This window comes from Brevibacillus borstelensis (assembly GCF_003710865.1).
GTDB lineage: Bacteria > Bacillota > Bacilli > Brevibacillales > Brevibacillaceae > Brevibacillus > Brevibacillus borstelensis.
In genome coordinates, this window is the sequence record NZ_RHHO01000028.1 from 18,076 (window position 1) to 40,442 (window position 22,367).

The following is a 22,367-nucleotide window of genomic DNA, read 5'->3' on the forward strand; positions in this document are numbered from 1 at the left end:
CTCCTTTCTTTATTAACGATTATTCCGCCGAAACAATCGTATTCCTTCCTATCCATCATCCGAAAAAAAGCGTTTTCATTATTTGCAAGAAAATAACCACCGCGAAACAGTCCCATCAAAGCGAAAGGAATGTCCACGGTGGTTCTTCGGCAGGAGCGCTACCAAGTACCTTGCGTGTGTGAGGCGATACTCCGTCTTGTCCAAACGCTCACAGGATCGCTGCTGCGCTCAGGCTTACGGCTCGTTTTTGAACTTTTTTTCGATGTCTTGGTCAAACACGAAGATGGACATCCCAAAATCGCGTTCAATGTCAATATCGACGAATAAATCCACGAGGGCCGCACCTAGAAATGCCTCCATGTCGATCGGACGGTTTTTCCGGTACATTTCCTTTACCATTTCCGTCCGGGCCGCACGGAGCATCTGTTTCCCTTCATCAGCAGTCGCAATGAACTTTTCTACCGGAGAGAGGTTCCCCTCCATCTCGCAAATCGCCCAATTTTTGCAAAACGTCGTGACGATTTTGCTCGGTCCCTTGCCCATGTGTCGCTTTCGGAAGGTTCTGACCAGATTGCTGAACTCAGCTTCATATTTATTCATCGATGCAAGTCACCTTTAACTAATTGATCTTACCTAAAACTTTACCACTTATCAGCTAGCCAGTTCAACAGCGTTTTCTTTGCGCTTCGCTTCTTCTTTCAGCTTTTTGATGTCGAGACGGACGATCAGCGAGATGACGAGAGCTACCACAAACATTGCCACAAATACGCTCAGCGTGCCGGTGTAGCTGCCAGTCTTTTCACGTACCCAGGCTGCAAAGATCGGACCAGCCAGTCCCGCTGCCGCCCATGCTGTCAGGATGTAGCCGTGAATAGCGCCCAATTGCTTCGTGCCGAACAGGTCGCCGATGTAGGCCGGGATCGAGGAGAAGCCGCCGCCATAGCAGGTCATGATGATGAACATCGCGATCATGAACAGCGTCTGGATCGTCAAATTCGGCAAAAGGAAGAACAGGACGATCTGGATCGCGAAGAAGGCGGTGTAGGTATTGGCACGGCCGATATAGTCAGACAGGGATGCCCAGCCGATGCGGCCGGCTCCGTTGAACAAGCCGTTCAAGCCAACCATGGTTGCCGCCATGCCGACAGACATTCCGGCAATCTCTTGCGCCATCGGAGACGCAACCGAGATGATCGCGATACCACAGGTCACGTTGATAAAAAGCATCAGCCACAGCCAGTAGAATCGGCGCGTTTTCACCGCTTCGTTGGCGGTCAGCTGGCACAGGTCCTTCTTGATCTGCTTTTGTCCCTCGCTTGCTTGTGCGGAATATCCTGCCGGCACCCATCCTTGTGGCGGCGGAGCCAGGTATTGAGCGGAAGCAAACATAACGACGAAATAAATGATGCCGAGAATAAAGAATGTATTCGCGATTCCTACGCTTTCGATCAGTGCTTGAATAATCGGTCCCGCAATCATCGATGCAAAGCCAAATCCCATGATCGCCAGTCCTGTTGCCAAACCGCGGCGGTCAGGGAACCATTTGACCAGCGTGGAAACCGGAGTAATATACCCGACGCCCAGTCCGATTCCGCCCAATACGCCGTAGCATATGTACAAAAGCGGCAGGCTTTCCATGCTGATGGCCAGACCCGAACCGGTAATACCTACGCCAAAAAAGATTGAAGAAAGAATGCCTGCCTTGCGCGGTCCGTGCTTCTCCACATAGTGCCCGAGGAATGCCGCGGACAGCCCCAGGAACAAAATTGCGATGCTAAACGTCAGCTGTACACTGGACAGCTCCCAGCCAAATTGGCTGGTGATCGGCTTGGTGAATACGCTCCACGCGTAAACAGAACCGATCGAGAGGTGGATTCCCACCGCAGCCGCTGCAATCAACCAGCGGTTTTTCACTTTCTGCTGCATGCCAATTCATCTCCTTCATCATCAACTTGAGAGGCGATACCGAAGCACGCCCCGAAAACAAGAAAAACTGCCGGTCCATCCTCGCTACTGGAAGCCGGAAACCGGCACATGGGCGAAAAGATGAAACACGACAGTTAATCATCAGCAGGGTCGCTACTTCAGCATCAACAGCTAGTGTTTGGTATTCACTTACAGGCAGTCCGACAAAAGAACCGGCGACAGGTACGCTATCCCACGTCAATTTGTGAACTGTTTCGTAAAAAGGTGAAAATTCTGTGACAACCAAAACCTCAAATAGTATACTACCATGTGAGCGCTTACTCTACAATACGTTCCTTAAATTTTTTTTGATATAACGGTTCAAAAGGAGGCCAAGGCCAGTATGTCCGATTTGTCCAAAACAATTACGCGCCCTGTCCTGAAGGTACAGGTGGGCAAGTCCGAGTGGGAAGACGACGAGGTTGTCACCGAATACCCGTTGACGATTTTTCTCGGGGACGAGGAGTTTGCCACCATCGTCTGCACGCCCGCCGATCTGGAGGAAATGGTAATCGGCTTTCTTGCCGCAGAAGGCGCGATCCGCTCCTATGCAGACATCAAGCAAGTCACCATCGACGAGGGAAAAGGGTTCGCGTACGTCGACACCCATCAGAAGACCATGCTGTCCCAGAGCTTTTACTCCAAGCGCCGCATCACCTCCTGCTGCGGCAAAAGCAGGCAGTCGTTTTATTTCTTCAGCGACGCGCGTACTGCCAAACCGGCTGAAGACGGCGTCACCGTCACACCGGAGCAATGCTTGCAGCTCATGAATGTGCTGCAAGCCTCGTCCGACATTCACCGCAAGACGGGCGGCGTGCACAACGCCGCGCTGTGCACGCCGGACCAGGTGCTGCTCCAGTATTCCGACATCGGCAGGCACAATGCGCTGGACAAGATCTACGGGTACTGCCTGCGGGAAAATATTTCGACCGCCGATAAAATTCTCACCTTCAGCGGCCGGATCTCCTCAGAGGTTTTGCTGAAGGCGGCAAAAATCGGAGCGGGCATCATTTTGTCCAAATCGGCCCCGACCGACCTCGCCCTGCAGCTGGCGGAGGAGCTGAACATTACGGCGATCGGCTTTATCCGCAATGACAGGATGAACGTGTACACGAATCCTCATAGGGTCATCGTACCGACAGCTTGAGCTTTGTGTAAAGAGAAAGACCGGGCCGTTACGGCTGCCCGGTCTCTCTTTTTTGCTTTTCCTGCAGGGCGATGCGGTATTCCTCCGGCGTATTGGCATTAAAAGCCGCCCAAGGGTCGAGCAAGCCGGGCGGAGTCGTCACCACTTGAAGTCCGCGAAGCACCTCCATCAAGCGATGCTGCTTCATTTGCAGCGCCTCCTCCCACCTCGGCTGAGACCTCCTGTGGTACAGCGCAAACAGCGGGTGCAGCCGCTCCTCCTTTACCACAATCGCATCCCATTCGCTTACCTCTCCAGCGTATTGAATCAAACGTTCGAGCTGTGTCCGGTCCGCAAACGGCAAATCGCAAGAAAGCACCAGCAATGCCTCCTCGCTGCGCAAACGAAACGCGCTGACGATCCCGCTGATCGGTCCCGCTGACGGCACCAGGTCGCGTGTGACCTCTACCTCTACCGCTGCTTCCGCTACCTCCGCTCCCTGGCCCTTCTCCCCTTCCCTCTGCAGGGCTTCCGGCGTATTGGACACGATCAGACAGGGCAATCCAGCCGCGTTCACTTCCTGCCGCAAATATTGGATGAGCGTACTCCCCTGCCATGCCAACAGCTCTTTGGGCTGGCCCATTCGGCTGCTTTTTCCTCCTGCCAGAATGACTCCGGCTATCGATTTCTTCCGCACGCGATCAATTCCTTTACCCAAAATATTCAACTCTATTATATTTTCACAGAGAAAAAAAGAATTAACTTTATTGTCGGTTTCTCGATACTATCAATATACTTCGAAGATAGCAAAGAAAGGAGCGGTCACATGCCATTTCTCAACAAATTATCCCTCGGAGCGAAAATGAATTTGCTATTCGTAGCCGCTCTGCTGCTGGTTTCCGCCGTTGTCCTGATAACGGCTCAAACACAGCTGGAGAGCGGCATCAAGACTGCTGCTCTGAATAAGGCCAAGTCGGATTTGGCGCTGGGCTATGGTTACCTGGATCAAAAAATTCCCGGAGCATGGTCGGTGCAGAACGGGTTCCTTTACAAGGGGGAGACGCGGATCAACGACAATTTCGAGCTGATAGACGAGATCGGCAAATTGACAGGCGGCGATACGGTCACGATCTTTTTGGGCGATACGCGGGTCACGACCAATGTCATGAAGGACGGACAGCGCGCAGTCGGCACAAAGGCATCGGACGTTGTCATTCAGACCGTCCTGACCAATGGCGAGATCTACCTGGGAGAAGCAAACGTCGTCGGCCATCGCTACCAGTCCGCCTATCAGCCGATTACAGACAGCAGCGGAAAGGTCATCGGCATTTGGTATGTCGGCGCTTCCCAGGAGTTGATCGACAGCACCCAGAAAAAGTTTATGGCGATTTTTGCCGGGGCATTGATCGTCGTGCTGCTCATTGTCCAAGCTGCGTTCTTCTTGTTTACCCGCCGCCTGAAAAAAAGATTCGGCACGATCACGGAAGTCCTGGAAAATGCCGGGAATGGCGATTTTACCCGAAAACTAAGCGACCCATCTGGCGATGAAATCGGCCGGATCGCAGTCTCCTACAATCACATGAGCGCCAAATTGAAAGAATTGCTCGACACCGTCGCGCTGACTTCGCGTGAGGTTGCCGCCTCCTCGGAAAATCTTTCTTCCAGCGCAGCACAGATTAGCGAAGCCTCACGCCAGATTGCGGAGCATGTGTCAGAAGTCGCGATCGGCTCCGAGGAGCAGGTGCAAAAAGTAAATAACGGCCTTCTGGCGATCACGGATATTTCCTCGAATGCCCGGTTGATCGCCGCGCAGTCAGAGGAAATATCCGCCGCGGCCATCCACACCGGCGCAAAGAGCGAAGAAGGCGATATCGCGATCCAGCAAGCTGTAAAGCAGATGGGGAACATCTTCCATACCATGAACCAGCTTTCGCTTGTCGTGCAGGAGCTCGGGCAGCGCTCCCAGGAGATCGGGCAGATTACCGACGTGATTACAGAGCTCGCCGGTCAGACCAACCTGCTTTCCTTGAATGCCGCGATTGAAGCAGCCCGGGCAGGTGAACACGGGCGCGGATTTGCTGTCGTTGCGGACGAGGTGCGCAAGCTTGCCGAACAGTCTGCGCGTTCAGCCGAACAAATCGAGCGATTGATCGTCAGCATTCAGGCTGAAGCGGAGCAGGCCGTACAGACGATGGCCTCCGGCAGCGCCGAGGTCGCCGAGGGAATCGAAACCGTCAACAATGCCGGCGCTTCCTTCGCCGAAATTCGCCAGTCGATCCTCTCGCTGACTGAGATGATTCGGGAAGTGTCAGGACGCGCCCAAAACATGTCGAGCACGACTGAATCCGTTCTCGATGCCGTGTCAGGAATCGCCGAAATTGCCAGCCTTTCTGCGAAAAAGACGCAGGCTGTTTCGGCCGCCTCGGAGGAGCAAACGGCTGCTATGCAGGAGGTGACCGCCTCGGCTCTCACACTAGCGGAGCTGTCGGAACAACTAAAGGTTCTGGTGAACCGTTTTCGCACGTAAATATCAAGCAACCGGGTGCTCGCCCGGTTTTTTATTATAAATATTCCCAAAATTGAGAGGATTCTATCTGCTGTTGTCGAAGTGGGTTTTGCATCTGTTTTTCTGCTTCCGTCTTGTGAATAAAACCCCGTCTACAAGGATTGGGGACCTCGTATTGCAACTGTTTTGCCTGCAGACAGGAGGAGAAATGCAAATGAGTTTATTGCGGGAATTCCAGGAGATCACGCAGCAGGTGGCCGAAGCCATCTCAGCCGCTTTGCAGATCGAGACGGAGATTGTCGATGACACGATGACGATTATCGCCGGGACGGGAAAGTACAAAGACCGCATCAACACCAAGGAGGAGGGCGGCGAAGTGAACGCCGGCTATTTGTACGGCCGGGTTCTGACCACCAACCAGCCGTTCTTCATCGAGGACGCCCGCAGCGATCCCTCCTACGATCCGTCCGTCCTGCAGGGGGTCACCGAAGAGCTGGCGGAGCTGTGCACGCCGATCCATTACAAAGGCGAGGTGATCGGCGTGATCGGCCTGATCGCCTTCACCGAAACCCAGAGGAGGCTGCTCATCCACAATCGGCTGCCGTACCTTACCTTTTTGCAGCGGATGACCGAGCTGCTCACCGGCAAGATCGCCGAGCAGGAAGCCTGGAACGAGTGGAAGAAGACGTTCACCCAGTTGGAAACCTTGATCGAATCCATCCATGAGGGCATTATCGCCATCGACGAGCGCGGATTGATCAGCAATTGCAACAAAACGGCCCAGCAGCTTATTCAAAAGAACAAACAGGAGCTCATCGGCACTCCCCTGCAAACGATTTGGGCCGACTCGCCGATGCTGCAAGTGCTTGAAACCGGCGTCGGCTATGTCGAGCAGGAGGAGATTTACCGCCTCGGGGAGCATGACATGCACTTCATCGTAACAGCCCGTCCCATCCGCGTGGCCGACCGGGTAGCGGGGGTTGTCGCCTCGTTTCGCCGGATGGCGGACATGCGCCGCCTCGCCTACGTCCTGACCAACGAGCACAAGGACCTGTACTTTTCGGAAATCATCGGCAAAAGCCGCTCCAAGTCGCTCGTGATCAAACAGGCGGAGCAAGTCGCACGCGGTACCTCCAACATTTTGATCACCGGCGAGAGCGGCACCGGCAAAGGCATGATAGCCGCCGCCATCCACTCCGCAAGCAACCGGCGGGACGGTCCGTTCATTATCGTCAACTGCGGGGCGATTCCCGAGGCGCTGCTGGAAAGCGAGCTGTTCGGCTATGTGGCGGGCGCATTTACCGGAGCCAAGCGGGAAGGCAAGGCGGGCAAGTTCGAGCTGGCCGACGGCGGCACCATTTTTCTCGACGAGATCGGCGATTTGCCGCTGCATCTCCAGGTGAAGCTGCTCCACGTCCTGCAGAGCAAGCAGGTCGAACGGGTCGGGTCCAACCAGCTGATCCCTGTCAACATCCGGGTCATCTCCGCCACGAACAAAAACCTCGAGGAAATGGTGCGAAACCGTGAATTCCGCGAAGATCTCTACTTCCGGCTGAACGTCATCCCCCTGCACATGCCGCCTCTGCGCGAGCGGGTAGAAGACATCCCGCTGCTCATGGATCACTTCCTGGCGAAGTACCGGGAGCTTTTAGGCCACCCGATTCTCGATTTCACCCCGGAGGTTCGGGCACTGTTCATGCATTATCACTGGCCCGGGAATGTCCGCGAGCTGGAAAATGCCATCGAGTACGCCGTCAACATGGAGGTCTCGCCGTACATCGGACTGGACAGCGTTCCGGTGCGCATCCGCCAGCACCACAGCGTCAGCGGCATCACCGGTCCCGGCGAAGCCGATCAGCCGTTGAAGGAGCGACTCCAGCGCCACGAGCGGCAAATCCTGTACAGCATGCTGCAGCAATACGGATATTCTCTGGAAGCCAAAAAGCTGGTGGCAGAAAAACTGGACATCGGCCTGGCGACTCTATACAGAAAACTGGAGGGACATAAACTTCTCAATGATGAGAAAGTATTCTAATTTCTAGGAAGCAACGGGCGATGATTTTCCTGCCTTCTGCTTCTTTTTTCGTGTCTGATCGACCTATATGTTGGAATATTCAAAATTGGCATTATTTTTGCTTGTAACAAGAGGTGCGAAAAGAAAAAAACGAGGGGGGTTCCCATGCTTGGTCCTATGGTGGAGCTTCAAAACGTCGTCAAACGCTTTGGTCAACATACAGTCGTACACGATCTGTCCCTCCACATCCAGAAAGGTGAATTTCTCACTTTGCTCGGCCCCAGCGGCTGCGGCAAAACCACTACGCTCAGAATGATTGCCGGATTTGAACATCCGACATCCGGCAAGGTAAAGCTGGATGGCGAGTTCGTGCAGGATTTGCCTGCCTACTCCCGCGATGTCAACACCGTCTTTCAAAGCTATGCCCTCTTCCCCCACCTGAACGCTTACGAAAACGTAGCGTTCGGTTTGCGTGTCAAAAAAGTCGCCAGGGAAGAGATCGACCAGCGGGTCAAACAGGCTCTTCGCCTCGTTCAATTGGAAGAGTACGCCAGCCGCAAGCCGGAGCAGCTGAGCGGCGGCCAGCGGCAGCGGATTGCCATCGCCCGGGCGCTGGTAAACAATCCAAAGGTGCTGCTGCTCGACGAGCCGCTGGGCGCCCTGGATCAAAAGCTGCGCAAGCAGATGCAGGTCGAGCTGAAGCATCTGCAAAAGCAGCTCGGGGTCACGTTTGTCTTCGTCACGCACGACCAGGAAGAAGCGTTGACCATGTCTGACCGCATCGCGGTTATGAACAAGGGTGTCCTCGAACAGGTCGGCACCCCTGCCGACATCTACGACCGGCCTGCGACGCGATTTGTCGCGGAATTTATCGGCGAGACCAACCTGTTGACCGGAACAGTCAAACTGCGGGATTCCCGCCGGATGCTGATTGACTGCGGGGGCATGGAGGTAGCCGCGGCTTCTCTGCAGCTTCCCGAGAATGAGAAGGTGACCGTCGCGATCCGCCCGGAAAAATCGGCTCTCAGTCTTGCACCGGTAGAAACCGGGATTGACCAGCTCGTACAGCTTCCCGGCCGATTGACAGAGCGAATCTACTGCGGCGGAATTACGCGGACTGTCGTCACCTTGCCCGGGGGAATTCCCTTTGTCGCCGTGGAAAAAACGGATCAGCTCCTGCCGGTAAACGAAGGCGACGAACTATTCGTCAACTGGCAGCCGGAGCACGGGGTGGTGTTAACCCGATGAAGGCCCCTGTAATCGGCTCCGCCACCTCCAGCAGACCTGCAGCCACGACCCCGAACCGGCCTGTCCGCGATTACGGAAAGACCTGGACAATCGGGCCCATCCTGATCTGGATGAGTGCCCTTTTCCTGCTGCCGCTCATCTTGATTCTCGGCGTCAGCTTCTTTACCCGCAGCTCATTTGGCGGGATTGAACTGCCTTTGACAGTGGAGAACTACGTCCGTTTTTTCGACCCGCTCTACTTTAAAATTTTGTGGATTTCCTGTGTGCTGGCCTTTTTTACGACGGCGATTTGCCTCGTTCTCGGCTATCCGTTCGCCTATATCGTCGCCCGCTCTCCGATCAACTACCGCAACATTCTGATGCTGCTGATCATTGTTCCCTTTTGGACAAACTCGCTCATCCGAACCTACGCCTGGATCGTCCTTTTGCGGACCGAAGGGGTCATCAATACAATCCTCATGCAGCTCGGGATCATCAGTCAGCCCCTGCCGCTTCTGTACAACGAGACTGCCGTTCTGATCGGGCTTGTTTACACCATGCTGCCGTTTATGGTGCTGCCGCTGTACGCCTCGATCGAAAAGCTGGACAAATCGCTGCTGGAGGCGTCCTCGGACTTGGGCGCCAAGCCCGTCCATACCTTCTGGAAGGTGACCCTGCCTCTCACCGCGCCAGGGATCATGGCCGGTTCCCTGCTCGTCTTCATTCCGTCGCTGGGCCTCTTTTTCATCCCGGACCTGATGGGAGGAAGCAAGACCGTCCTGATCGGAAACCTGATCAAAAATCAGTTTCTCACCGCCCGCGACTGGCCATTCGGCTCGGCAAGCTCCATTATCCTGATGGGACTGACGCTGTTGTTTATCACAGCCTACATCCTGATCACCAAAGACAAAGAGGGAAAGGAGCTGCTCTAGGATGCGCTACTCGCTCGGCCGCAAATTCTCCGTTTTCTACGCTTCGCTTATCTACCTGTTTTTGTATATGCCCATTGCCATTTTGATTCTGTATTCCTTTAACCAATCCAAGCTGAATGCGGTCTGGACCGGTTTTACTTTCGACTGGTACGTAAAGCTGATGCAGAACAGCGACGTGCTGGAAGCGATGAAGACCTCTCTGATCGTAGCGCTGATCAGCACGCTGGCCGCGACGATGATCGGCACGCTGGCGGCCGTCGGGATGTACCGCTACCACTTCCGCGGAAAAACGGCTCTGGACGCGATGCTGTACCTGCCCATCGTCATCCCGGAAATCGTCATGGGGATCTCGATGCTCGCGCTGTTCGCCCAGTTGAAGGTGCCGCTCGGCTATTTCACCCTGATCGCAGCGCACATCACCTTTTCCGTTCCCTTCGTCGTTGTCGTGGTGCGGGCCCGGTTGGCCGGATTTGACAAAAGCATCGAGGAGGCGGCGATGGATTTGGGGGCTACGCCCTGGCAGACGTTTGTCAAAGTGACGATGCCGGTCATCGCTCCGGGCATTTTGGCCAGCGCGATGCTTGCTTTTACGCTGTCTCTTGACGACGTGATCATCAGCTTTTTCGTGGCAGGGCCTGCGAGCGCGACGCTGCCCCTGAAGATTTTCTCCATGGTCAAATTCGGCGTGACTCCGGAAATCAACGCTCTGTCTACTTTGATGCTCGTCGTCACACTGGCTATTGTCATCTTTGCCGAACGCATCCGGATGCGCAAGGAGTAGTTCAAACGCTCAGCTCTTGAGTTTCCATATTATTACAAAGGGGGATTTGATATGAAGCAAGGCTTTCGGAAAATAGTGGCGGCCGGCTTTCTGACGATCGCACTGACAGCGGCTGGCTGCAGCTCCACGCCGTCATCGCAAGGCGGAGAAAACGGTCTGGACAAAGAACTCAATGTGTTTAACTGGTCTGAGTACCTGCCCGACTCGGTCATCAAAAAATTTGAAGAGAGATACGGGGTAAAAGTAAACTACAGTACGTTTTCCTCCAATGAAGAGATGCTGGCCAAGGTTTCCGCAGGGGGCGGCATTTACGATCTGACGGTAGCGAGCGACTATTTTATCCAGCCGATGGCCAATCAAGGACTGATCGAGCCGCTCGATCTGAACAATATTCCCAATTTCAAGAACCTGGAGCCCGACCTCGTAAACAAAGAGCATGATCCCGGCAACAAATACAGCGTCCCCTACATGGGCAATACGGTCTCGCTCGCCTACAACCCCGACAATATCAAGACGAGCATCACCAGCTTTGCGGACCTGTGGAAACCCGAATTGAAGAGCCAGATCGTGATGGTGGACGATCAGCGGTTCATCCTCGGCATGGTGTTGAAAACGCTGGGCTACTCCGGCAACGACACCGATCCTGCCCACCTCGAGGAGGCCAAGCAAAAAATGCTCCAGCTGATGCCCAATATCAAGGCCTTTGACAGCGACAGCCCGAAGACGCTGATGATCAACGGCGAAGTGAACGTCGCCCTCGTCTGGGGACCGGAAATCGCGCTGGCACAGCGGGAAAAGCCGCAAATCACGACAGTCCTGCCCAAAGAGGGACTGATGATAACATTTGACAACTTCGTCATACCTGCAGGTGCGAAACACAAGAAAACGGCGGAGGCCTTCATCAATTTCTTGCTCGAACCGGAAATCAGCGCGGAAATCGCCAAGGATTTTCCCTATATCAATCCGAATACCGAGGCCCGCAAGCTGATCGACAAGGAGACGCTGGAAAATATCGCCATCTATCCCCCGCCCGAAGAGATGAAGCGGGTGGAAAGCCTGAAGGATATCGGCGATTCGGTTAAACTGTACGACCGCATCTGGTCCGAAGTAAAAAGCTCGCAGTGAGCTGGCGGCAGTGTCGCTATACGAATTGCTCCGCCCTCGCACATTAGTTGCCCGAGGCCGTGGCATATTGCGAAACGTCTCGACCAATTGCCCGAGGCCGTGCCACATAGGCGAAACGTCTCGACCAATTGCCCGAGGCCGTGCCGCATGGCGAAACGTCCCGGCTAATTGCCCCAGACCGTGCCACATAGCGAAACGTCCCGGCTAATTGCCCCAGACCGTGCTACATTGCGAAACGTCCCGGCCAATTGTCTAAAGGCCGAACCACATTTCAAAACGCCCAGCCTTGATATAACCTTTCCAAGGCTGGGGCGTTTGTTATTTTCCGTGTGTCAACCTCACTCGAAAATCGCTTGCTTTGCTTCTTCTTTTCGGAAGATCTCCCGCGGATAGTAATTGGCGAGGGGAGGAATCCCGTTTTCTTGAAAATACCCGAGCTCGCACATTTCGTCGTTTTCCGGGTGAAGAGCGCCTCCGACAACCGCGCACTCAAAAACAACCGTCAAGTATTCCACCTGATGTCCGTTCGGGTATGTAAATCTGTGCTTTTCCCCGCCAAACACTCCGATGATTCTCTCCGGCTTTACCTCCAAACCGGTCTCCTCCAGCACTTCTCTACGTACGGCCTCCGCTGGTGTTTCTCCGATCTCGATCGCCCCGGCGATCAGGCCCCAATTCTCCTCGTTATGTTTGCGTCCAAACAGAATTTCATCTTTTTCATTGCGGATCATTGCAGCGACGCAAGGCATGAAAATCAGGCCGGGCCCGAACGCTTCTCTCAAATCTTTATAGTATTGAGACATCGCCATAACGGTCAGCTCCTTCTTTATTGGCATCTTTATCGATTGTCTGCCGCTCTAACAGTTCCTTGCGACGCCCCCGCTCTCCTGCCTATAAAGATCCGCCAACCGAATGAAAAAAGGAAGGGAGCATCCATAAACCGCTCCCTCCCTTTTTGCCAAACTACCGCGCCACTTTCATTTCTTTGGAAAGCTGGGCGATCCCCTCTTCAATGCAAGCCAACACGTAATCGATCTGTTCGTACGAAATGACTGCAGGCGGCTCGATGCGAATCACCGTCGCGTTGTTGATCGTACCGCCGACGAGGATTTTCTTGCCGAACAGCATTTTGGCCAGCGTATAGCCAAGGTTGTTGGTGGCGAACTCCATCCCGATCAACAGGCCCCGTCCGCGTACGTCGACCATGACCTCCGGGTACTGCTCCTTGATCTCGTTCAGGCGCAGCATGATGTAATCGCCCTTTTCCTTGGCCATCTGCGGGATGTTGTCGGCAAGAATCGTGTGAATGCCCGCGATAGCCCCCGCGCAGCAGAGCGGGTTGCCGCCGAAGGTGGAGGAGCCCAGCAGGAACGGATTTTCCTCCATTTTTCCCCACCATTTCTTCTTGGCGACCATGGCAGCGATCGGCATGACACCACCGCCGAAAGCTTTGCCCAGTGTCATGATATCCGGTACGACATCCCAGTGATCGACGCCAAACAGAGTGCCGGTCCGCCCCATGCCGGTCTGCACCTCGTCAACGATCAACAGACACTCGTATTTGTCACAGATTTGGCGCAGCCGCGGCAGGTAGTCATCCGGCGGAATATTCACGCCGCCCTCTCCCTGGATCGGTTCGACGATCACGCCAGCCACCGTTTCGCCAGTAGCGATCAGCATGCGAATCGCCTGCTCCACCGCGTCCGCATCCCCGAACGGAACGTGCTGAAAACCGGGAACGAGCGGCATGTACGGCTCGCGGAATGTAGATTTCCCCGACGCCGAAAGGGAAAAGAGCGTCTTGCCGTGGAAGCCTCTTTCCGTTGAAATGAAGCATTTTTTCCCCGTGGCCAGCCTCGCCAGCTTCAGGGCCATTTCGTTTGCCTCGGTACCGCAGTTTACGAGGTAGGAGTGCTGCAAATCTCCTGGTGTAATGTACGCCACCAGCTTGGAAAGATAGCCCCGCAGCGGGTCCACCATCTCTTGGCTGTGCAGAGCGTAGCGCTTCAACTGGGCCTCTACCGCCTTGACCACTTTCGGGTGGCGGTGGCCGAGCAGGTATACACCGTAGCCTCCCAGGCAATCAATGTATTCATCCCCCATCGTGTCGCGGAAAATGGCTCCTTCATCTTCCCACTCCACGACCGAATAGTCGGTCGAAACAGACTTGCGGTGCGCAAGTATAGCCTTGGTCACATGGTTGGTAAAGTTCTCGACCGAATCGCTTACAATTTTCTTTTTCTGTTCGACTGTCAGTGTCTCGCTTTCGATGAATGAAAGAATTTCACTGGCAAGCTCAAGAGATTCTTCCCGTGATTTGCGTTCCATGCACCTCATCCTTTCCGGTTTGGTTTTTCACCTTGGAGAAGTTGCAAGAACAATGCCAGCCGAAACAGAGAGAAATGCCCCCGATCTCCCTTCTTTTCATACAGAAATGCACAGTGAAATGAGAAATCGGCTTCTCATATTCAAGAATGACGCGCAATCATTTGCTTGATGATTGGCTCAATCCTTTCTTCGTTTCCTGTTCTTGAGAACTTTCGTGCGGAAAGGAGAAAGGCGGTTGACAATACTGTTTTTTATATTATAATAGGTATCAGATAATAATTATTATAAATAAGGAGCGGATGAACAATGGAAAACCTGTATTCTGTACTAAATAAACAAGTAGCCAACTGGACGATCCTGCGCATGAAGCTGCAAAACTACCACTGGAATGTCAAAGGACCTGCATTCTTTACCCTGCACGACAAATTCGAAGAGCTGTACAACGAAGCTTCCGAACACATCGATACTCTCGCTGAGCGCATCCTGGCCCGTAACGGAAAACCCGTTGCCACATTGGGAGAGTGCATTCGAGACGCCAGCATCGAAGAAGCAAGCGACCGCGAGACTGCTGAAGAAATGGTTCAAACACTGATCGAGGATTTTACCACTGTAATCGATGAATTAAAAGACGGCATCAAGAAAGTGGAGGAACTCGGCGATGAGGGCACCGCAGACATGCTCCTGTCCATCCAGACCAGTCTCGAAAAGCATGTGTGGATGCTGAAAGCCTTCCAAGGCTAATCTTGCTGCAAGTGTGTTTTATTTCCTAATAGAGGAAGTTTATTTCCTGATAAAGGAAAAGAGGGCTTTTGTGCCGGAATGCACAACTGCCCTCTTTTTTGCTGCCCGTCTATGTCGCCAAAGAAAAAACAAGTTTTCTTCCGTCCTTTTGAACCTTGACCTGCGGCAAATGCTTGATCGTCTTGTGAATGCCAATGTACGGGCTGGCAAATTCGACTCCGCTCCGTCTTTTCAACTCATCACAGAGCTCATTCAACGTTAATGCCGACATCTCCCGCAAGATTGTTTCTACATGATTGGCTACAGTTTCATAGTCATGACGGGTATGCGTTTTTCGCCCTTTCAGCCGTTCCATCACTTCCACGTTCATGCCGACGGTTCCGTTCTCTGCTTCTTCCGCCAGCAGCGGTTCTTCATTGCCTTCCGCTTGGTCAAGCTCTCTTACTCGCGCCAAAATCTGCTTGATGTCAAGCCCGAGCTGTTTGTCTTGATCCACATATTGTCGGCGCAGCAAAGCCCGCTGTTCCAAAAGCGACTGCAGAGTCATTTGCAAAGCCTTACGTTCCGTGAAATATTCCGCCATAGCCTTCCCCTTTTTCACAATTATTTTGATATCCTTAATAATAATAGAATTATATGTAGTTGAAAACGGGTGATTTGTCAAACAATCAAACAGTGAATTAGGCGCGGCGCTGCCCAATTTAGGCGCACGATATCCGGGCATCTGCTTATCCTGATGATAGGCATGCATACTAGAAATACAGAGGATGGTTGCTTGATGGATTTTCACTTGACAGTCGTCGGCCTCCTGGTGGGATTTCTGGTCGGCCTGACCGGTGTAGGGGGCGCCGCGCTATTGACCCCGATCCTGCTCCTGCTGGGGATACAGCCCGCTATCGCTGTCGGAACTGATCTGGTCTACAACTCCATCACCAAGATTTTCGGGACCTGGCAGCATTGGCGGCAAAAAACCGTTCACTTTCCCATCGTGCTCTACCTTGCGATCGGCAGCATCCCGAGCGGCATTATCGCCGTGAATTTGATGAACTGGGTGCACCAGCATGTCCAAGGGGCAGACCTCATCCTGAAAAAAATACTCGGCTTTGTCCTCATCCTGATCCCCCTGGCCATCCTGGCCAAAAGCTGGCTCAGCCGCAAAAGTCCTTCCTGGAATAAATGGCAAAGCATGAGCACGCGCGAAAAGCGTACCCCGCTCATCATCATCGGCGCTTTTCTCGGCTTTCTGGTCGGCTTGACGTCCATCGGCAGCGGCTCGCTCTTTGCCATCGCACTCATGTATTTCTTTCAGCTCTCCGGCAAAGAAGTAGTCGGCACCGACATCGCCCATGCCTTTTTGCTGACCACGGCCGCTGGTCTGGCGCACATGAGCTTCGGCACTGTTCATTTGGCAACTGTCTTTTGGCTCCTGCTCGGCTCGGTGCCCGGCGTCTTGCTGGGAAGCCGCTTGTCCTGCAAGGTCCCCACCGTTTTCCTGCGCTATGCGATCTCGGTTCTCATCATCATCAGCGGAATCAAAATTATCCAAATATGACAAAAACCCTTCCCATACTGCAATCGGGAAGGGTTTCTTTTCTGTTATCGGCAGTTATTTCCCTTGTTCCAGCTCTTCGATCAAGGCGGACAGTTCGGCCCAGCGCTCGATCGCAGCCTCCAGGTCTGCCGCAACCTGCTGCTCTTCCGCGTACAGCTTCTCCACTTTGCCGTAATCGCTGCCTGCCGAGGCAATCTCCTGCTTGAGCTGCACGCTTCTCGCCTCCAGCGCGGCGATCTTGTCCTCGATTGTCTCCCATTCCTTCTGGTCCTTGTAGGAGAGCTTGCGCGTGCGGTTGTTTCCGCGTCCGGAGGCGCTTTTCTCGTCGGCTGCAGCCGCTTTGGCTTCCGCCTGCGCCTTCCCGGCTTTTCGCTTGTCCGCAGCTTCCTGCTCCAGCTCTCTGCGCCGGACCTCGAGGTACTCCGAGTAGTTTCCGGTAAACTGGCGTATCCGCCCCTCGCCTTCAAACGCAAACAGATGGTCCACGGTCCGGTCGAGGAAATATCGGTCGTGGGACACGGTAATGACAGCCCCCGGGAACTGCTCCAAATAGTCTTCCAAAATGCTCAGCGTCTGGATGTCCAGATCGTTCGTCGGCTCGTCCAAAAAGAGAACGTTGGGCTCTCCCATCAGCGTGCGGAGCAGATAGAGGCGGCGCTTTTCCCCGCCGGACAGGCGAGAGATCGGCGTCCACTGCAAATGCGGCGGAAACAGAAAGCGCTCCAGCATTTGCGAAGCGGTAATCACTTCCCCGTCACTCGTGTGCACGACCTCCGCCGCTTCCTTGATGTACTCGATCACCCGCAGCTTCTCATCCATCTCTACGTTTTCCTGCGTGTAATAGGCCAGCTTCACGGTCTGGCCCGTTTCCACCGTTCCGGCATCAGGGGCAAGCCGGCCGGCCAGAATGTTCAGCAGCGTCGATTTTCCGCTGCCATTGGGACCGATGATCCCGACACGGTCTAGCGGCAGGACGATGTAGCTGAAATCGTCGATGAGCTGCCTAGGGCCGTATCCTTTGCGAATGTGCTCAATCTCCAGCACCTTTTTCCCCAGGCGGCTCGCTCCCAACGCCATTTCCAGCTTGTCCGCCGGTCCGTCTACCTGTCTGTCCCGCAGCTCTTCCGCCCGCTGGACGCGAGCCTTCTGCTTGGTCGTGCGGGCCTTGGCCCCCCTGCGCAGCCAGGCCAGCTCCCGTCTGAGCAGATTCTGCCGTTTGCTCTCCGCAGCCGCTTCATTCTCTTCGCGTTCCGCCTTTTTTTCCAAGAAGGTCGCGTAATTGCCCTCGTAGCTGTAAAGCTTGCCGCGGTCAAGCTCAAAGATCCGGTTCGTGACGCGGTCCAGGAAGTAGCGGTCGTGGGTTACAAGCAAAAGGGCTCCCTGGTAGCGGGAAAGGTATTCCTCCAGCCACTCCACCGTTTCGTTGTCGATATGGTTCGTCGGCTCATCCAGGATGAGCAGGTCCGCCGGCTGGATCAGCGCGCGTGCCATCGCCACCCGCTTGCGCTGCCCGCCGGACAGCTCCTGGACCTGCTGGGAAAAATCGTGGATGCCGAGCTGCGTCAGGATCGTTTTTGCGAGCGTGCTCGCCTCCCATGCGTTCGCTGTATCCATCCGGCCTTGCAGGCTGAGCATCCGGGCCTGTTTCTGTTCATCGGCAGGATCTGCCTGCAGCTCCCCCAGCGCCTGCTCATATTCGCGCAGCAGCTGCATCAGCGGCGAGTCGCCGTAAAATACTTGTTCGAGGACGCTGGAGTTTTCCGCAAAGCTCGGGTTTTGCGGCAGGTACTCGACGCGGAAGTGATTGGCGTGGATTACTTTCCCGCTGTCTGCCGTGTCGAGTCCCGCGATTATTTTCAGGAGCGAGGATTTGCCTGTACCGTTAACGCCGATCAGGCCAATCCGCTGGCCTTCCGCGATGTGAAAGGAAATCCCGTCGAACAGGACCTTCTCGCCGTAGCCTTTGGAAAGGTTTTCTACTGATAAGATATGCATATTGTTCACCTGTGCTTTTAATAGGATAGGAGATGAATCGGTCCGAAATGGCTGCCTTCTGCATGTGCATGGCAGGCTGCCATCATTGCTTCGACCTGGCTTCGCCATGTTTTTAGCCTGCTTTTTGCAGGCGCGAATGCCATTCCATTGCGAAAAGCAAAACAGCTAAGCGCGTCAGGATGATGCTACTTGCAAATCGTAACACGTTTTTCGCCGTTGTCCCAGAGACATGCCTGCTCATGCGAAGGCAGTACAGTACAGCCCCGCCGCTTCGTTTACGAGATCGAAGGAGACTGGCGAATGACAGCCACGCTCGACTCCCTCACGATCAGCCGAGGCTCGAACTGCACGCGTTCATATTCCCCGGCCCCGTTGTCGCGAATCCGCTTCAGCAAAAGCTCGGTTGCCAGGCGAGCCACTTCGCCCCCCATGATCGACACCGAGCTGATTTGCGGGCTTGTGACCGTCGTCCACAGGTTGTTGTCGATGCCCACGACCGCCACATCCTCCGGGACGCGAACTCCCAGCTCCTTGAACCGGTTCACGATCCCGATCGCCACCATGTCGTTTACCGCATAGATCGCATCCGGCATATGTTTCAGGCTGTAAAAGTAATCAGCCGCACGCACGCCTGTTTCAAACGAGAAGTCCTCGCCGAAATAGACGAGGGAAGGATCGACCTGCGGCAAAGACTGTTCATAGGCAAAGTAACGCTCCTCGATTTTGTTCTTGGGAGCACCCGCGTAAGCGATCCGGGTCCGCCCGATTTTGATCAGATGCTCCATGACCAGGCGGCCTTCCTGGCTGGCCAGACCGACAACATCCGCTTTCACATTGTCGTCGAGCTTTTTTCCGTAGTTGATGATCGAGACAGGTACGGTTGTTTTATTGATCAAGTCGACCAGCGTTTTGGGATAAGCCAGCGGCATGATAATCAGCCCGTCCACATGCAGCTTTTTCACCTCGCGCACGATCTCCAGCTCGGCCCGGGCGTTCCCGGAGGTATTGATCTGCACGACACGGTAACCGTGCTGCTTGGCAGTCTGCTCCACAGACCAGGCGATATCAGGAATGATTGCATTGCGGATATCCGGCACGGCCAAAGCAATTTGATTCGTTTGCCGCACCTTCAGGCTTTGCGCTGACGTATTCGGAATAAAGCCCATTTCTTCGATTATTTGCAGGATCAGCGCCTTTGTTTTCGGGCTGATCCCGCCGCTATTGTTAATGGCCCGGGATACGGTGGCAATCCCTACCCCTGCCTTCTTTGCTACATCTTCAATCGTTACTTTTTTCTTTGTGGCCAAGAGAGATGTCCCTTCCTTATTGGAATCGTTTTCTGCGATACGAACCAACGTCGGTCGCCTCGATCTATTATATCATAGGAGGCGATGCTTTGACGGGAGGCGGGCTGCACACCGGGGCCTCGGACCCTCCTGCCGCAAAAAAGGATCGACGCACGCAAAAGCATCCGTGATCAAGCTTTTCAGGAAGGTATTTTATTCCAACACTTTCATTCAAAAAGCACTTTGACAATGTATCAAACTTGTGACATATTAATTTTCGGAAACGTTTCCTATTTTTCTTGCTGGACTCTATTTTTATGATCCGAACTGACAAGGAGATGGAAGATATGAAAGCGTTGCGCTGGCATGGCGTAAAAGACTTGCGTTTGGAAACAATTACGGAACCTCAAGCGCTCAAAGGGAAAGTCAAAATCAGAGTGGAATGGTGCGGCATTTGCGGAAGCGACCTGCACGAATATGTGGCAGGCCCGATTTTCATCCCGGAAGGCACCGCCCACCCGCTGACAAACGAAAAAGCCCCTATTGTAATGGGACATGAATTTTCCGGACAAGTCGTAGAGGTCGGAGAAGGTGTCACCTCCATCAAAGCAGGCGACCGCGTCGTCGTCGAGCCCGTCTTCGCGTGCGGGACATGCCCGGCGTGCAAGCAAGGCAAATACAACCTTTGCGACAAAATGGGCTTCCTCGGCCTCGCCGGCGGTGGCGGCGGGTTTTCGGAATACGTAGCCGTCGATGAGCACATGGTCCATAAAATTCCCGACAGCGTCTCTTATGAGCAAGGCGCTCTGGTCGAACCGTCCGCTGTCGCGCTTTACGCTGTCCGCTCCAGCCAGTTGAAGGTCGGAGACAAGGCTGTCGTGTTCGGTACCGGACCGATCGGCTTGCTCGTCATCGAAGCACTGAAGGCTTCCGGGGCCTCGGACATTTACGCCGTCGAGCTGTCGCCGGAACGCAAGCTCAAAGCAGCAGAGCTGGGCGCGATCGTCCTCGATCCGAAAGAGTGCGATGTCGTCCAAGAAATTCACAAACGGACAGGCGGCGGAGCCGACGTCGCCTTCGAGGTAACCGGCGTTCCTCCTGTTCTCACCCAGGCGATCGAGTCGACCAAAATCGGCGGACAGATCATGATTGTCAGCATTTTCGAAAGAGAAGCGCCTATCAAACCGAACCACATCGTCATGAAGGAGCGGACCATGACAGGCATCATCGGGTATCGCGATGTATTCCCGGCCGTCATCAGCCTGATGGAAAAAGGGTTCTTCCCTGCCGAGAAGCTGGTTACCCAGCGAATCAAGCTGGATGATGTCGTGGAGCAAGGCTTTGAGGCTTTGTTGAAAGAGAAAAATCAGGTGAAGATTCTGGTGAGTCCTAGGTTGTAGGTGCAGGTGTTTTCGGGAAAGGTGCCCTTGGGTCGGACTCAGGGGCACTTTATCCTGCTACATAGAAGCTTGTTAGCAAAAAAGGAGTTTCTTGATGTATGACGACCAGCAGAAGAAATTTTACAATTGAGGAAAAATGTTGAACCGTATTGAAAATTCCGAAAGAAGAAAATCCAATGAAGGTCGGCTGGATGTATCTGTACGCCGTTATGGACTGGCATTCCCCCTATATCATCGATTGCAGCTATACCAGAGTCTGGGTTGGTTTCGTTGGGAGACCGTGAAACGGGCCTTATCGAGACGCAAGGCCGAAATTATCCGCAGTGATCAAAAACCATACCCGGTTGTTGTGTATAACCGAGATGCAATTCTGCAATCCACCAGACAATATGTAAAAGAAAACTAATTGCCGGGCAGTCGGATGTCACGCCAACCGCTTACATCACATTGACCGTATTGATTATTGCCCACAGCAACTACCGTGCCGTCCGTTTTAAGCCCGATCGTATGAGCGCAACCCGCCGCTACCGCCACAATATCGCGCCAGCCGCTTACATTGCATTGGCCATGCTCATTCCACCCCACAGCCGCCACCGTACCGTCCGCTTTCAGCCTGATTGTATGAGCATTGCCCGTATGAGCATTACCCGCCGCAACCGCCACCATGTCGCACCAGCCGCTTACATCGCATTGGCCATATCTATTATCACCCACAGCCGTCACCGTGCCGTCCGCTTTAAGGGCGACGGTATGACGATAACCCGCCGCTATGGTATCTTTAGGCTACCATTTCTTCTTTAACGCCGCTTCTTTCGGTAAAATTTTATCCATGTTTTACCTCCTTGAAAACAAGAGCTATAAACGGCTCTACTTCGAGCGGATGCCGTGAAATTCGGCTTCTCGGCGATCCACGGGCATTGCATCTCCTCCTTTCCCTGATCATAGCGATTCGGACACGGGCTTTCAACACACTAGCGATTTTGCATGGAGGTATTTCAATGGGGGAGATCTCTATTTCAACACCGTGCTACAAGTACCCAAAAGAAAAGCTTTCTCTGCGCTTACTCTTTGGCTACGTCCTCCATATGTGGACATTAACAAAGTGGTAGTATATGTGATATGCCATTAATTCCGAGTCTGTAAAATATTTTGTGTAAACTCTCAACCTCTAAACTACAATTAGGAGTAGAAAGGTTGGGAGATTTTTATGATGTCAAAAGAGCAGATCAAGCAGTGGATCAAAGAGAAAAACATGAAGTCAGTGGACGACGTACAGTCAGCGTTAAAGGATCTATTCGCAGACACAATCCAAGAAATGCTGGAAGCTGAAATCGAGTCCTCTCTTGGATACGCCAAGCATGACATGAAAAACAAGCGGACAACCAACAG

General features: G+C 53.8%; 18 protein-coding genes and 2 pseudogenes. 11 read left to right on the plus strand and 9 right to left on the minus strand.

Annotated features, from left to right (window positions below; translation table 11 throughout):
- Positions 1-234: 234 nt before the first annotated feature.
- Both EDM54_RS13935 and EDM54_RS13940 read right to left on the minus strand, forming a co-directional pair.
- Positions 235-600 carry a Na-translocating system protein MpsC family protein gene (locus tag EDM54_RS13935; protein WP_003388192.1) on the minus strand — a complete coding sequence of 122 codons (366 nt, stop codon included), beginning with the start codon at positions 598-600 and terminating at the stop codon, positions 235-237.
- 51 nt (positions 601-651) lie between these two features.
- Positions 652-1,926 (minus strand): L-lactate MFS transporter, encoded by a 1,275-nt coding sequence (locus tag EDM54_RS13940; protein ID WP_003388193.1) that lies wholly within the window; start codon positions 1,924-1,926, stop codon positions 652-654.
- 382 nt (positions 1,927-2,308) lie between these two features.
- Here EDM54_RS13940 and fdhD point away from each other — a divergent pair, with 382 nt between their 5' ends.
- A complete protein-coding gene (fdhD, locus tag EDM54_RS13945; RefSeq protein ID WP_003388194.1) occupies positions 2,309-3,112 on the plus strand; it encodes a formate dehydrogenase accessory sulfurtransferase FdhD in 804 nt (267 codons plus the stop codon).
- 28 nt (positions 3,113-3,140) lie between these two features.
- Here fdhD and mobA read toward each other — a convergent pair whose 3' ends face one another.
- Positions 3,141-3,788 (minus strand): molybdenum cofactor guanylyltransferase, encoded by a 648-nt coding sequence (gene mobA, locus EDM54_RS13950; RefSeq protein WP_122958363.1) that lies wholly within the window; start codon positions 3,786-3,788, stop codon positions 3,141-3,143.
- Positions 3,789-3,917: 129 nt separating this feature from the next.
- Between mobA and EDM54_RS13955 the strand changes: the two genes are divergently transcribed.
- The 6 genes from EDM54_RS13955 (at position 3,918) to EDM54_RS13980 (ending at position 11,676) form a co-directional block, all read left to right on the plus strand.
- Entirely contained in the window at positions 3,918-5,618 is a 1,701-nt protein-coding gene (locus EDM54_RS13955; protein WP_122958364.1) for a methyl-accepting chemotaxis protein, read from the plus strand.
- Between the two features lie 193 nt (positions 5,619-5,811).
- A complete protein-coding gene (locus EDM54_RS13960; protein WP_003388198.1) occupies positions 5,812-7,632 on the plus strand; it encodes a sigma-54-dependent Fis family transcriptional regulator in 1,821 nt (606 codons plus the stop codon).
- Positions 7,633-7,776: 144 nt separating this feature from the next.
- Positions 7,777-8,859, plus strand: coding sequence for an ABC transporter ATP-binding protein (locus tag EDM54_RS13965; RefSeq protein ID WP_003388199.1), 1,083 nt, complete (start codon positions 7,777-7,779; stop codon positions 8,857-8,859).
- A gap of 110 nt (positions 8,860-8,969) precedes the next feature.
- Positions 8,970-9,770, plus strand: coding sequence for an ABC transporter permease (locus EDM54_RS13970; RefSeq protein WP_141334252.1), 801 nt, complete (start codon positions 8,970-8,972; stop codon positions 9,768-9,770).
- Position 9,771: 1 nt separating this feature from the next.
- Positions 9,772-10,551, plus strand: a complete 780-nt coding sequence (locus tag EDM54_RS13975) for an ABC transporter permease (RefSeq protein WP_024983525.1) — start codon at positions 9,772-9,774, stop codon at positions 10,549-10,551.
- A gap of 51 nt (positions 10,552-10,602) precedes the next feature.
- The gene (locus EDM54_RS13980) at positions 10,603-11,676 is read left to right on the plus strand and encodes an ABC transporter substrate-binding protein (RefSeq protein WP_024983526.1); all 1,074 of its coding nucleotides are present in this window, start codon (positions 10,603-10,605) and stop codon (positions 11,674-11,676) included.
- Positions 11,677-12,014: 338 nt separating this feature from the next.
- On the opposite strand, the gene EDM54_RS13985 is transcribed toward EDM54_RS13980, so the two are convergent.
- Together EDM54_RS13985 and EDM54_RS13990 are read right to left on the minus strand one after the other, a co-directional pair.
- Positions 12,015-12,485 (minus strand): NUDIX domain-containing protein, encoded by a 471-nt coding sequence (locus tag EDM54_RS13985; RefSeq protein WP_003388201.1) that lies wholly within the window; start codon positions 12,483-12,485, stop codon positions 12,015-12,017.
- A gap of 154 nt (positions 12,486-12,639) precedes the next feature.
- The gene (locus tag EDM54_RS13990) at positions 12,640-14,004 is read right to left on the minus strand and encodes a putrescine aminotransferase (protein WP_039070807.1); all 1,365 of its coding nucleotides are present in this window, start codon (positions 14,002-14,004) and stop codon (positions 12,640-12,642) included.
- A gap of 306 nt (positions 14,005-14,310) precedes the next feature.
- Between EDM54_RS13990 and EDM54_RS13995 the strand changes: the two genes are divergently transcribed.
- Entirely contained in the window at positions 14,311-14,745 is a 435-nt protein-coding gene (locus EDM54_RS13995) for a Dps family protein (RefSeq protein ID WP_003388203.1), read from the plus strand.
- Between the two features lie 109 nt (positions 14,746-14,854).
- On the opposite strand, the gene EDM54_RS14000 is transcribed toward EDM54_RS13995, so the two are convergent.
- Positions 14,855-15,328, minus strand: coding sequence for a hypothetical protein (locus tag EDM54_RS14000; RefSeq protein ID WP_003388204.1), 474 nt, complete (start codon positions 15,326-15,328; stop codon positions 14,855-14,857).
- Between the two features lie 195 nt (positions 15,329-15,523).
- Here EDM54_RS14000 and EDM54_RS14005 point away from each other — a divergent pair, with 195 nt between their 5' ends.
- Positions 15,524-16,297: a sulfite exporter TauE/SafE family protein gene (locus EDM54_RS14005; RefSeq protein WP_003388205.1), complete on the plus strand. Its 774-nt coding sequence runs from the start codon at positions 15,524-15,526 to the stop codon at positions 16,295-16,297.
- 54 nt (positions 16,298-16,351) lie between these two features.
- Here EDM54_RS14005 and abc-f read toward each other — a convergent pair whose 3' ends face one another.
- Complete coding sequence (gene abc-f, locus EDM54_RS14010) at positions 16,352-18,292, minus strand: ribosomal protection-like ABC-F family protein (RefSeq protein WP_122958365.1); 1,941 nt, start codon at positions 18,290-18,292, stop codon at positions 16,352-16,354.
- 275 nt (positions 18,293-18,567) lie between these two features.
- Positions 18,568-19,599: a LacI family DNA-binding transcriptional regulator gene (locus tag EDM54_RS14015; protein ID WP_122958367.1), complete on the minus strand. Its 1,032-nt coding sequence runs from the start codon at positions 19,597-19,599 to the stop codon at positions 18,568-18,570.
- A gap of 326 nt (positions 19,600-19,925) precedes the next feature.
- On the opposite strand from EDM54_RS14015, the gene EDM54_RS14020 reads away from it, so the two are divergent.
- The gene (locus tag EDM54_RS14020; protein WP_024983531.1) at positions 19,926-20,978 is read left to right on the plus strand and encodes a 2,3-butanediol dehydrogenase; all 1,053 of its coding nucleotides are present in this window, start codon (positions 19,926-19,928) and stop codon (positions 20,976-20,978) included.
- A gap of 402 nt (positions 20,979-21,380) precedes the next feature.
- Here the strand turns inward: EDM54_RS14020 and EDM54_RS14025 are convergent.
- Positions 21,381-21,752, minus strand: a pseudogene (locus EDM54_RS14025) (chromosome condensation regulator); the annotation flags it as partial.
- A 427-nt stretch (positions 21,753-22,179) separates the two neighbouring features.
- Here EDM54_RS14025 and EDM54_RS27460 point away from each other — a divergent pair.
- Positions 22,180-22,367 (plus strand): annotated as a pseudogene (locus EDM54_RS27460) (IS256 family transposase); the annotation flags it as partial.

Bases quoted from the DNA above. Each gene is read 5' to 3' on its own strand.
- EDM54_RS13995 (WP_003388203.1), top strand. From the start codon at position 14,311: ATGGAAAACCTGTATTCTGTACTAAATAAACAAGTAGCCAACTGGACG.
- EDM54_RS13990 (WP_039070807.1), bottom strand. From the start codon at position 14,004: ATGGAACGCAAATCACGGGAAGAATCTCTTGAGCTTGCCAGTGAAATT.
- EDM54_RS13985 (WP_003388201.1), bottom strand. From the start codon at position 12,485: ATGGCGATGTCTCAATACTATAAAGATTTGAGAGAAGCGTTCGGGCCC.
- abc-f (WP_122958365.1), bottom strand. From the start codon at position 18,292: ATGCATATCTTATCAGTAGAAAACCTTTCCAAAGGCTACGGCGAGAAG.
- EDM54_RS13975 (WP_024983525.1), top strand. From the start codon at position 9,772: ATGCGCTACTCGCTCGGCCGCAAATTCTCCGTTTTCTACGCTTCGCTT.
- EDM54_RS14000 (WP_003388204.1), bottom strand. From the start codon at position 15,328: ATGGCGGAATATTTCACGGAACGTAAGGCTTTGCAAATGACTCTGCAG.
- EDM54_RS13970 (WP_141334252.1), top strand. From the start codon at position 8,970: ATGAGTGCCCTTTTCCTGCTGCCGCTCATCTTGATTCTCGGCGTCAGC.
- EDM54_RS13980 (WP_024983526.1), top strand. From the start codon at position 10,603: ATGAAGCAAGGCTTTCGGAAAATAGTGGCGGCCGGCTTTCTGACGATC.
- EDM54_RS13960 (WP_003388198.1), top strand. From the start codon at position 5,812: ATGAGTTTATTGCGGGAATTCCAGGAGATCACGCAGCAGGTGGCCGAA.
- EDM54_RS13965 (WP_003388199.1), top strand. From the start codon at position 7,777: ATGCTTGGTCCTATGGTGGAGCTTCAAAACGTCGTCAAACGCTTTGGT.
- EDM54_RS14020 (WP_024983531.1), top strand. From the start codon at position 19,926: ATGAAAGCGTTGCGCTGGCATGGCGTAAAAGACTTGCGTTTGGAAACA.
- EDM54_RS13935 (WP_003388192.1), bottom strand. From the start codon at position 600: ATGAATAAATATGAAGCTGAGTTCAGCAATCTGGTCAGAACCTTCCGA.
- EDM54_RS14005 (WP_003388205.1), top strand. From the start codon at position 15,524: ATGGATTTTCACTTGACAGTCGTCGGCCTCCTGGTGGGATTTCTGGTC.
- EDM54_RS13955 (WP_122958364.1), top strand. From the start codon at position 3,918: ATGCCATTTCTCAACAAATTATCCCTCGGAGCGAAAATGAATTTGCTA.
- fdhD (WP_003388194.1), top strand. From the start codon at position 2,309: ATGTCCGATTTGTCCAAAACAATTACGCGCCCTGTCCTGAAGGTACAG.
- EDM54_RS13940 (WP_003388193.1), bottom strand. From the start codon at position 1,926: ATGCAGCAGAAAGTGAAAAACCGCTGGTTGATTGCAGCGGCTGCGGTG.